The sequence below is a fragment of the Streptomyces boluensis genome (genome assembly GCF_009908195.1).
Lineage (GTDB): Bacteria > Actinomycetota > Actinomycetes > Streptomycetales > Streptomycetaceae > Streptomyces > Streptomyces boluensis.
This window is the reverse complement of the sequence record NZ_JAAAHS010000677.1, coordinates 1-1,793: the sequence shown is the minus strand read 5'-3', so window position 1 is coordinate 1,793 and position 1,793 is coordinate 1. Positions and strand designations below refer to the sequence as shown.

Below are 1,793 nucleotides of genomic sequence, written 5' to 3'. Positions count from 1 at the left end.
GGCGATCCCGGGGGCGGCGGCGGAGGACTGGGCGGCGAAGCGGCCCGGAGCGGTGAAGTACGAGGCGACGGCGGCCCGGTGGCGGCCGCGGGCGGCGAGATGGCGCAGCGCGGCGGGCACGCTGGGCGCGGCGGCGGACGCGAAGGCGGCGACGACGGGGACGCCGAGCCGGTCGGCGAGGGCGGCCGCGGTGGCGCGGGTGTCGGCGAGGCCGTCGGGGTCGCGGGAACCCGCGGCGGCGAGTACGACTCCGGCGTCGCGGCGCGGCCGGGCGGACGCGGGCAGGCCGGCCTCGGCCAGGCGGTCGACGAGGCCGTCGACGAGCAGCGGGTGCGGGCCGAGCGGCGCGGCGACGCGGGTGTCGAGGTGCGGGGCCGCGGCGGCGGCAGCGGGCAGGTCGTGCTTGACGTGGTGACCGCGGCCGAGGAGCAGCGGCACGAGTACGGCGCGGCCCGGTGCGAGGCGGGCCAGGGTGTCGGGCAGCAGCGGCGCGTTGATCTCGATGTGGCCGAGCCGCACGTCCAGGCCGGGGCGGAGCGCGCGGACGGCGTCCACCAGGGCGGTCACGGTGGCGAGGGTGCGCGGGTCGCGGCTGCCGTGCCCGACGAGGACGAGGGTGGGTTCGGGGGCGTGCCGGTGACCGCCGTCGCGGCCTCGGTGGCTGAGCCGGTCGCCGAGCTCGTCGTTGATCCGGTCCATCAGCTGCGCGGTGCTTTCCAGGGTGCCCAGGGAGGGCCAGGTGTGCTCGCCGGGAGCTTCGGTGGGCCTCATGGAACAAGGCTGGCGTGCGGACGTTGCCTGCTGATTGCGTGGCGGTGACGAGTGGTTTCCCCCGGTCTCACCGGGCTCGGGCGAGGATTGTCAGTCACGGGCGGCACACTGAATGTCAGACCCGGGCCGCACACTGGCAGGGACGCGGGGGAACGCACGGGGGAATGTACGGCGGGATGTACAGCGGGATGTACGGCGGAATGTACGGGGGGTAGGCATGGCGAGGGGATCAACGGTCGCGAGGGCGGCGACGGTCGACGGGGAGGGGTCGCGGCGGGGACCACGGTCGTGGCCGGAGCGGGCACGGATCTGGTTGCGCGGGAGGCGGGAGCGGCGGCTCGTGTTGCGGGTGGTCATGCTCGGCTGTGTGCTCGCGCTGCTGCCCGCGACCTGGATGCACGCCGTGGCGAACGACCGGGTGCGGGACGCGGCCGAGGTGCCGCGCGCGAAGGTCGCGGTGGTGTTCGGGGCGGGGCTCTGGGGCGGTGAGCCGTCGCCGTATCTGGCCCATCGGCTCGACGCGGCCGCGGAGTTGTACAGAGCGGGCCGGATCGAGGTCGTCCTGGTCACGGGCGACAACAGCCGGGAGGAGTACGACGAGCCGGACGCGATGCGCGGGTACCTGACCGAGCGCGGCGTCCCGGACCACCGCGTCGTCAGTGACTACGCGGGCTTCGACACCTGGGACTCCTGCGTCCGCGCCCGGAAGATCTTCGGCGTCGACCGCGCGGTGCTGATCAGCCAGGGCTTCCACATCCGCCGGGCGGTGGCGCTGTGCCGGGACGCGGGCATATCGGCGTACGGCGTGGGGGTGGACGAGCCGCACGACGCGACCTGGTACTACGGCGGCGTCCGGGAGCTGATCGCCTCCGGCAAGGCGGCCGGCGACGCGCTTTTCGAGCCGGACCCGCGCTTCCTGGGCCCGCGCGAGAGCGGCATCGCACGGGCGCTGGCCACGGGGAGGTGAGATGCGCCCACGGGGTGCGGCGGGGGTGACCTGTGGGGACCGTGGGGACCTGTGG

The 1,793-nt window shown here is 75.5% G+C and carries 2 protein-coding genes; one reads left to right on the top strand and one right to left on the bottom strand.

The features are described from left to right. On the bottom strand, positions 1-771 hold a 771-nt coding region (locus tag GUY60_RS37360; RefSeq protein ID WP_161705946.1), incomplete at its 3' end, for a sirohydrochlorin chelatase. Positions 772-1,126: 355 nt separating this feature from the next. On the opposite strand from GUY60_RS37360, the gene GUY60_RS37355 reads away from it, so the two are divergent. Next, positions 1,127-1,738 carry a SanA/YdcF family protein gene (locus GUY60_RS37355; RefSeq protein ID WP_246236146.1) on the top strand — a complete coding sequence of 204 codons (612 nt, stop codon included), beginning with the start codon at positions 1,127-1,129 and terminating at the stop codon, positions 1,736-1,738. Positions 1,739-1,793 lie beyond the last annotated feature (55 nt).